Annotated in this window: 7 protein-coding genes; all 7 read right to left on the bottom strand. The window is 68.5% G+C overall.

The window, feature by feature from the left end; all coding sequences use genetic code 11:
* Positions 1–128 precede the first annotated feature (128 nt).
* Positions 129–3,560 (bottom strand): DNA-directed RNA polymerase subunit beta, encoded by a 3,432-nt coding sequence (rpoB, locus tag ABTW72_RS31875; RefSeq protein WP_091402413.1) that lies wholly within the window; start codon positions 3,558–3,560, stop codon positions 129–131.
* Positions 3,561–4,129: 569 nt separating this feature from the next.
* Positions 4,130–4,516, bottom strand: coding sequence for a 50S ribosomal protein L7/L12 (gene rplL, locus ABTW72_RS31870; protein ID WP_091402415.1), 387 nt, complete (start codon positions 4,514–4,516; stop codon positions 4,130–4,132).
* 54 nt (positions 4,517–4,570) lie between these two features.
* Positions 4,571–5,116, bottom strand: a complete 546-nt coding sequence (gene rplJ / locus ABTW72_RS31865; RefSeq protein WP_112584808.1) for a 50S ribosomal protein L10 — start codon at positions 5,114–5,116, stop codon at positions 4,571–4,573.
* Positions 5,117–5,456: 340 nt separating this feature from the next.
* Positions 5,457–6,146, bottom strand: coding sequence for a hypothetical protein (locus ABTW72_RS31860; protein WP_091402419.1), 690 nt, complete (start codon positions 6,144–6,146; stop codon positions 5,457–5,459).
* The gene (locus ABTW72_RS31855; protein ID WP_350865439.1) at positions 6,143–7,033 is read right to left on the bottom strand and encodes an ABC transporter ATP-binding protein; all 891 of its coding nucleotides are present in this window, start codon (positions 7,031–7,033) and stop codon (positions 6,143–6,145) included. The genes ABTW72_RS31860 and ABTW72_RS31855 overlap by 4 nt, the downstream gene beginning before the upstream one ends.
* A gap of 80 nt (positions 7,034–7,113) precedes the next feature.
* Positions 7,114–7,830, bottom strand: a complete 717-nt coding sequence (rplA, locus tag ABTW72_RS31850) for a 50S ribosomal protein L1 (RefSeq protein ID WP_091402424.1) — start codon at positions 7,828–7,830, stop codon at positions 7,114–7,116.
* 78 nt (positions 7,831–7,908) lie between these two features.
* Entirely contained in the window at positions 7,909–8,340 is a 432-nt protein-coding gene (gene rplK, locus ABTW72_RS31845; RefSeq protein WP_091402426.1) for a 50S ribosomal protein L11, read from the bottom strand.
* Positions 8,341–8,606 lie beyond the last annotated feature (266 nt).

The following is an 8,606-nucleotide window of genomic DNA, read 5'->3' as shown; positions in this document are numbered from 1 at the left end:
TTGGTCTATTCTTTTTTCTTGTCTTTTTTTTTTTTCTTTTTCTTGTCGTTCCTTGTTTCGTTTTTTTTTTTTTTTTTTGGGGGGGGGGGGGGGGGGGGCGCCCCCCCCCCCCCCCCCGACCGCTCACCTCAGACCTCTTCGACCGAGCTCGGCTCGCGCCGGGACAGGTCGATGCCCAGCTCCTCAGCGGCCCGGAACACCTCGTCGTCGGTCTCGCGCATTTCCAGGGCCACACCGTCGCTGGAGAGCACCTCGACGTTGAGGCACAGCGACTGCAGCTCCTTGAGCAGCACCTTGAACGACTCCGGGATGCCCGGCTCCGGGATGTTCTCGCCCTTGACGATGGCCTCGTAGACCTTCACTCGGCCGAGCACGTCGTCGGACTTGATCGTGAGCAGCTCCTGCAGGGCGTAGGCAGCGCCGTACGCCTGCATCGCCCAGCACTCCATCTCACCGAAACGCTGACCACCGAACTGCGCCTTACCACCCAGCGGCTGCTGCGTGATCATCGAGTACGGTCCGGTCGAACGAGCGTGGATCTTGTCGTCGACCAGGTGGTTGAGCTTCAGGATGTAGACGTAGCCGACCGCGATCGGGTCCGGCAGTGGCTCGCCGGAACGACCATCGAACAGCTGCGCCTTGCCGGTACGACCGATCAGCTGCTTGCCGTCCCGGTTGGGCAGGGTCGACTCGAGCAGACCGGAGATCTCCTCCTCGCGGGCACCGTCGAAGACCGGGGTGGCCACGTTGGTGTCGCCCTCGGACTCGTGCGCGTCGATCGAGCGCAGCTGGCGCTTCCAGTCGGCGTCGTCGCCCTCGACCTTCCAACCGGTCTTGGCGACCCAACCGAGGTGGGTCTCCAGCACCTGGCCGATGTTCATCCGGCTCGGCACACCGAGCGGGTTGAGCACGATGTCGACCGGGGTGCCGTCCTCAAGGAACGGCATGTCCTCGATCGGCAGGATCTTCGAGATGACACCCTTGTTGCCGTGCCGGCCGGCGAGCTTGTCGCCGTCCTGGATCTTGCGCTTCTGGGCGACGTAGACCCGGACCAGCTCGTTGACACCCGGCGGCAACTCGTCGCCGTCCTCGCGGGAGAACGTGCGCACACCGATGACCGTGCCGGTCTCGCCGTGCGGCACCTTCAGCGAGGTGTCCCGAACCTCACGCGCCTTCTCACCGAAGATCGCGCGGAGCAGACGCTCCTCCGGGGTCAGCTCAGTCTCGCCCTTGGGCGTGACCTTGCCGACCAGGATGTCACCGGGGACGACCTCGGCGCCGATCCGGATGATGCCGCGCTCGTCGAGGTCAGCGAGCATTTCCTCGCTGACGTTCGGGATGTCGCGGGTGATCTCCTCCGGACCGAGCTTGGTGTCCCGGGCGTCGACCTCGTGCTCCTCGATGTGGATCGAGGTGAGCACGTCCTGCTGCACGAGGCGCTGCGACAGGATGATCGCGTCCTCGTAGTTGTGGCCCTCCCAGCACATGAACGCCACCAGCAGGTTGCGTCCGAGTGCCATCTCGCCCTCGTCGGTGCACGGACCGTCGGCGATGACCTGACCGGCCTCGACGCGGTCGCCCTCGAAGACGACCGGCTTCTGGTTGACGCAGGAGCCGGCGTTGGAGCGGCGGAACTTGTGCAGCAGGTACGTCCGGCGGTGGCCGTCATCCTGGTGGATGGTGACGTAGTCGGCGCAGAGATCCTCGATCACACCGCCGACCTCGGCGACCACCACGTCGCCAGCGTCGACCGCGGCCCGGTACTCCATGCCCGTACCCACGAGCGGCGCCTCGGCCTTGACCAGCGGCACCGCCTGGCGCTGCATGTTCGCGCCCATCAGTGCCCGGTTGGCGTCGTCGTGCTCGAGGAACGGGATCATGGCGGTCGCGACCGAGGTCATCTGCCGGGGCGAGACGTCCATGTAGTCGACGGCACCGGGGACGACGTCCTCGGTCTCGCCGCCCTTACGACGGCACAGCACCCGGTCCTCGGCGAACGTGCCGTCAGCCTTCAGGCGCGCGTTGGCCTGGGCCTTGACGAACCGGTCCTCCTCGTCCGCGGTCAGGTAGTCGATCTGGTCGGTGACCCGACCCTCGACGACCTTCCGGTACGGCGTCTCGATGAAGCCGAACGGGTTGACCCGGGCGAAGGTGGACAGCGCGCCGATCAGGCCGATGTTCGGGCCTTCCGGCGTCTCGATCGGGCACATCCGGCCGTAGTGGGACGGGTGCACGTCGCGGACCTCGAAGCCGGCCCGCTCCCGGGACAGACCACCCGGGCCGAGCGCGCTCAGCCGACGCCGGTGGGTCAGGCCCGCCAGCGGGTTGGTCTGGTCCATGAACTGGGACAGCTGGGACGTCCCGAAGAACTCCTTGATCGCCGCCACCACCGGGCGGATGTTGATCAGGGTCTGCGGGGTGATCGCCTCGACGTCCTGCGTGGTCATCCGCTCGCGGACGACCCGCTCCATCCGGGACAGGCCGACCCGAACCTGGTTCTGGATCAGCTCGCCCACGGTACGGAGGCGCCGGTTGCCGAAGTGGTCGATGTCGTCGGCCTCGTAGCCGTCCTCACCGGCGTGCAGCCGGCACAGGTACTCCACGGTGGCGACGATGTCGTCCTCGGTCAGCGTGCCGGTGGTGATCGGCACGCCAACTTCGAGCTTCTTGTTGAACTTGTAGCGCCCGACCTTGGCGACGTCGTACCTCTTCGGGTTGAAGAAGAGGTTGTCGAGCAGGGTCTGGGCGTTCTCGCGCGTCGGCGGCTCGCCAGGGCGCAGCTTGCGGTAGATGTCGAGCAGAGCCTCGTCGGCGCCGGCGATGTGGTCCTTCTCGAGCGTGGTCATCATCAGCTCGGACCAGCCGAACTTCTCACGAATCCGCTCGGCCGACCATCCGATGGCCTTGAGCAGGACGGTGACGGCCTGCCGACGCTTACGGTCGATACGTACACCGACCGTGTCGCGCTTATCGATGTCGAACTCCAGCCAGGCACCCCGACTCGGGATGACCTTGACGCTGGAGAGGTCGCGGTCGGAGGTCTTGTCCGGCTGCTTGTCGAAGTACACGCCCGGAGACCGGACGAGCTGGCTGACCACGACGCGCTCGGTGCCGTTGATGACGAAGGTGCCCTTGGGCGTCATCATCGGGAAGTCACCCATGAACACCGTCTGGCTCTTGATCTCGCCAGTGGTGTTGTTGGTGAACTCCGCGGTCACGAAGAGCGGAGCGCAGTAGGTCAGGTCCTTCTCCTTGCACTCCTCGATCGAGGCCTTGACCTCGTCGAAGCGCGGCGCTGAGAAGGAGAGCGACATGGTGCCGGAGAAGTCCTCAATGGGACTGATCTCTTCAAGGATCTCCGCGAGACCCGATCGTGCGTGCGGGTCGTCCGCCGACCGGCCCTGCCAAGCCTCGTTGCCGACGAGCCAGTCGAAGGACTCGTTCTGAATGGCAAGGAGGTTGGGGACCTCGAGGTGTTCGGTGATCCTGCCGAATGAAACTCGGCGGGGAGCGAATGCGCTCGACGTACGACTGGTCTTCGCAGGGCGGGAAGCTGCCAAGATGCGTCCTTCCGAGGACCGGTGCTGCAGAACGGCTGGTACGCGTGCACTCCAATGACCCCACCAGAAATATCCGTAAACGGACATTTCCGAGCAGGGGTCAAGTCGGAAGGCAGCGCAAACTAGCAGTGTAGCCGAGAGGCTAACCGCTGTCCAGCCCACCCCGCAGGTTGTTTGCGGAGCGCGCCTCGGCCCCCGTCAACCGGGGTCTGCCGGGCCGCTCAGAACGCAACTCCCCACTGGGCCGCTCGGGTTACAGCGGCCGATGGTGCCGCCGCTGTCATACCCACGTCGTGGCCGTCGCAAGCGCGGTGTCTTGCTGGTGTCAGCGTGCCTGGCAGCCCCGGGCCGCGTCAAGGGCCGGTATCCGGGTTGTCCCTTGTTTCCCACTGGAGGGCGACCCGCCACGCTCGTTCGGGTCAAGGGTACCCATGGTTGGAGCCCAGCTCAGGACCCGTCGCAGCCAGATCCACCAACACGGCGGGCGGTGATCCGTGTCGGATCACCGCCCGCCGCTACGCGATGGTGTCCCAGCTCACGAGCCGGGTACGCGTGGGTGGAACGTCAGGTCACTTGAGGGTGACCTTGGCGCCCTCGCCCTCGAGCTTGGCCTTCGCCTTGTCGGCGGTCTCCTTGTTGACCTTCTCCAGGATGGCCTTCGGCGCGGACTCGACCGCGTCCTTGGCCTCCTTGAGGCCCAGGCCGGTCAGCTCACGCACGACCTTGATGACCTGGATCTTCTTGCCACCGTCAGCCTCGAGGATGACGTCGAACTCGTCCTGCTCCGGCTCGGCCTCGGCCGCAGCGCCGCCGCCGCCGCCACCCTGGGCGATCGCGACCGGAGCGGCAGCGGTGACCTCGAAGGTCGTCTCGAACTGCTTCACGAACTCAGAGAGCTCGATCAGCGTCATCTCCTTGAACGCGTCGAGCAGCTCGTCGGTGCTGAGCTTCGCCATATCTGGCGTCCTTTCCTGATTCTGTTAAGTAAGAACTGGTGCGCCGTGGGGGCCTCAGGCCGCCTCGGCGCCCTCCTTCTCGCGCTTGTCCTGCAGTGCAGCCGCCAGACGGGCGGTCTTCGACAGCGGGGCCTGGAACAGGGCCGCGGCCTTGCTCAGGTTGCCCTTCATCGCGCCGGCCAGCTTGGCCAGCAGCACCTCGCGGGACTCCAGGTCGGCGAGCTTCGTGACCTCGGCCGCGGTGATGGCCTTGCCCTCGAAGACACCGCCCTTGATGACGAGCTTCGGGTTGGCCTTCGCGAAGTCGCGAAGCCCCTTCGCCGCCTCGACGACGTCGCCCGAAACGAAAGTCAGCGCGGTAGGACCGGTGAACAGCTCGTCGAGGCCGGTGATGCCCGCGTCCGTCGCAGCACGCTTGGCCAGCGTGTTCTTCGCGACCGTGTAGCTGGTATCGGCGCCGAGCGAGCGCCGAAGCTGGGTGAGCTGGGAAACCGTCAGACCGCGGTACTCGGTCAGCACGGTGGCGCCCGAGCTGCGGAAGCTCTCGGTCAGCTCAGCGACGGCCGTGGCCTTGTCGGCCCGGATCGGCTTGTCCGCCATGTCCCTCCTCTCTCGTTACTCGAGGCTGGTCCCCGTCTCGGCCGAAGCCGGAACGGGGGCGGAGGCAGCGCGACAACGAAAAAGCCCCGGCGCAGGGCGCACGGGGCGAGGGCCGGCGGATCGTCATGGTCGGCGGACCATGCTCACTGCCGAGTTACGCTTGCCGCCCTACGCGGGTCGCCCGTTGTCGCGGGACCTTCGACCGTGCCGAAGCACGGTGACCAGCGGTCTCTGGGTGGTTCCTCATACATGAGAACACGGATGACGGTTGAAGAGTACGCGCCCCGACCGGCAGCGCCAAATCGCTCCTGGTGAGCCGCGTCACCCGCACCGGCGCCGGTCAGCCCTGGGCCCGCCGGCGCCACAGGTAGCCGCCGACGACAGCGGCGCTCCAGGCCAGCGCCCACCCGCTCAGCCCCAGCAGGGTCAGCGCGGCCGCGTCGCCGGCGGTCGTGCGAGCGGCCGCCATGATCGGCGGTGCGAGCCAGGGGGCCACCGAGCCGGTCAGGCCGAACACCACCGCGCCGACCCCGCCGAGGGCCAGCACCGCGACGCCGTACCCCGCGCCGCCCACCGACGCCCGGCTGGCCAGCGCCCCGAGAGCAACCGCAGCGGGTACGACCAGCAGGTGCGCCCACAGTCCCAGCGCGAGCCCGACCGGAATCGACCGGTCCCCCGGGTCGACCGGGCCGGACACCCCGCCGACCAGCCACGGAAAGAGCAGCGCGACGGCCACCGTCACCAGCGCCGCCACCGCGGCGGCGAGCAGCCCGGCCGACCGCTCCCGCGCCACCCCGACCGTCACCTGCGCCAGCCGACGTTGCACGTCCGGCTCGACGTCCAACAGGATCTTGGTTTGCCAGGCGAGCACCGGGAAGAGCACCACCGCCGAGACCCCGTACGCCTCCGCGGGCTGGGCGCGGCCACCGCCGTAGAGGGTGCCGAGCGTGATCAGGCCGGCGAGCAACGGCGCCAACGCCCGGCCGGTTCGCAGGAAACCGGCCAACCGCATCCGGACCAGGGCGCTCACCGGGTCTCCCCCGCTGCCGACTCGACCGCGGCGTCAGCAGCCTCCGGCTGCTCCGCTGTCAACTGCCCGGCCATCCCGAGCGGCGGCTCGGCGGGTCGGGCGGCTCCGGCCGCCCGGGACGGCTCGACGGGTAGGGCCTGGGATACGGCGGTGGAGGCGTCGGGGCGTACCCGCAGCACCTGGTGGCCCTCGGCGCGCAACCGCGCGACGGTGCCGGCGACCCGCGCGGCCGGCACGGCGACCTCGACCACAGCGATCGTCTCGTCCGTCGACGACGTCTCCTCGGAGAGCGAGCCGTCGGCCACCAACCAGCGGCGCGCGGCCGGCAGCCGGACCGTTTCGCCGCGGTGGTCGCTGACCAGGACGGACCCGTCGGCGGCGAGCACCTCGGCGATCAGCTCGGGCACCAATTCACGGGTGGCGGCGTCCAGCCCCTCCCACGGCTCGTCGAGCACCAGCAGGCCCGGTGGGCGCAGCAGCGCCTGGGCGAGGCCGACCTTCTGCGCGGTGCCCTTGGACAGCTCCGGCAACCGGACCGCGCGGAAGGCGGACAGCCCGAGCCGGTCCGTCCAGGAGGTCACCGCCTCGTCGGCCGCGGCCCTGCCCAGCCCCGCCACCCGGGCCATCCCGGTCAGATAGCGGGTCACCGTGAACGGTTGGTCCGCGGGGAAACGCTCCGGCACCCAGCCCACCCGTGCCGGCCGGTCGGTGACCCGGCCCCGGCCCGGGCGGAGGACCCCCGCAGCCACCTGGAGCAGCGTCGACTTGCCCACCCCGTTGCGGCCCAGCACGATGGCCACCTCGCCGGGACCGATCCGCACGTCGATGCCCTGCAGCACCCACGGCCCCCGCCGGTGGTACCGCAACCAGACGTTCTCCAGCCGCATGGCGTCGAGCCTGCCACACCTGGAACGCGCCGGGGCGCCGCCACGGTCGTGGCGGCGCCCCGGCGGAGCGATCTGTCGACTCAGGCGTCGGCCTGGTCCTCCCGAAGGTTCTTCACCAGGTTCGGGTCGACCGGGACACCCGGGCCCATCGTGGTGGTCAGGATGACCTTGCGGAGGTACTTGCCCTTGGCCGCGGACGGCTTGGCACGCAGCACCTCGTCGAGCACCGCAGCGTAGTTGTCCACCAGCTGGGTCTCCGTGAAGGAGGCCTTGCCGATGATCAGGTGCAGGTTGGAGTGCTTGTCCACCCGGAAGGTGATCTTGCCGCCCTTGATGTCCTGCACCGCCTTGGTGACGTCCATGGTCACCGTGCCGGTCTTCGGGTTCGGCATGAGACCGCGCGGGCCCAGGATCCGCGCGATCCGGCCGATCTTGGCCATCTGGTCCGGCGTGGCGATGGCCGCGTCGAAGTCCAGCCAACCACCCTGGATGCGGGCGACCAGCTCATCGGTGCCCACCTCGTCCGCACCCGCGGCGGCGGCCTCTTCGGCCTTCGCGCCGCTGGCGAACACGATCACGCGGGCGGTCTTACCGGTGCCGTGCGGCAGGTTGACCGTGCCGCGGACCATCTGGTCCGCCTTGCGGGGGTCGACGCCGAGGCGCATGGCGACCTCGACCGTGGCGTCGAACTTGACGTTGGTGGTCTCCTTGGCCAGCTTCACGGCCTCGGTGGGGGTGTAGAGCTTCGACCGGTCGATGACATCGGCGGCCTTGCGGTAGCTCTTGCTGCGCTGCATTGCTGATTACTCCTGTGGTCTCTGGCGGGCCGCTCGGCGCGAGCCCTCCCACGGTCGGGTCGAAGGCCGGGGCCGACGTCAGTCGTTGACGGTGATGCCCATCGACCGGGCGGTGCCGGCGATGATCTTCTCGGCCTGGGCGATGTCGTTGGCGTTGAGGTCGGCCATCTTCTTCTCGGCGATCTCACGCAGCTGGGCGCGGCTGACCGAGCCGACCTTCTCGGACTGCGGAACACCCGAACCCTTCTGCACACCGGCAGCCTTGATCAGCAGCCGGGCAGCGGGCGGGGTCTTCAGCACGAACGTGAAGGACCGGTCCTCGAACACGCTGATCTCGGCCGGGACGATGTCGCCCCGCTGAGACTCGGTCTGCGCGTTGTAGGACTTGCAGAACTCCATGATGTTCACGCCGTGCTGGCCGAGCGCGGGGCCGACCGGCGGCGCCGGCGTGGCCTGGCCCGCCGGCAACTGAAGCGTGAACGTCTTGACGAGCTTCTTCTTCGGAGGCATGTCACTTCCTGGGGCTTGGAGCTGGGAAAATGCGGCTGTCGCCGCCCTCGGGCGCGCACGGTCAGCGCGGTGCGACAGCGGCGACATTCAAGAGTAGCGCAGGCCGCAGCCCACTCGTCCGCCGAGGTCGAGCGAGAGCGCGTACGCCGACGTCGGGGGGGGGGGGGGGGCCCCCCCCCCGCCCCCCCACCACAGGGTGGGGCCGGGGTGGTTTTTTTATAAACCGCGCGAGCAACACCAAACACACAACAACACCCACACCCGGT

This window comes from Micromonospora sp. NPDC127501, from assembly GCF_040302185.1.
Classification (GTDB): domain Bacteria; phylum Actinomycetota; class Actinomycetes; order Mycobacteriales; family Micromonosporaceae; genus Micromonospora.
Note: the sequence above shows the minus strand (reverse complement) of the source record. Positions and strands in the feature narration are given on the sequence as shown.

Coding starts and splice junctions, on each gene's coding strand:
- rplL (WP_091402415.1), bottom strand. CDS start 4,516: ATGGCGAAGCTCAGCACCGACGAGCTGCTCGACGCGTTCAAGGAGATG.
- rplJ (WP_112584808.1), bottom strand. CDS start 5,116: ATGGCGGACAAGCCGATCCGGGCCGACAAGGCCACGGCCGTCGCTGAG.
- ABTW72_RS31855 (WP_350865439.1), bottom strand. CDS start 7,033: ATGCGGCTGGAGAACGTCTGGTTGCGGTACCACCGGCGGGGGCCGTGG.
- rplA (WP_091402424.1), bottom strand. CDS start 7,830: ATGCAGCGCAGCAAGAGCTACCGCAAGGCCGCCGATGTCATCGACCGG.
- rplK (WP_091402426.1), bottom strand. CDS start 8,340: ATGCCTCCGAAGAAGAAGCTCGTCAAGACGTTCACGCTTCAGTTGCCG.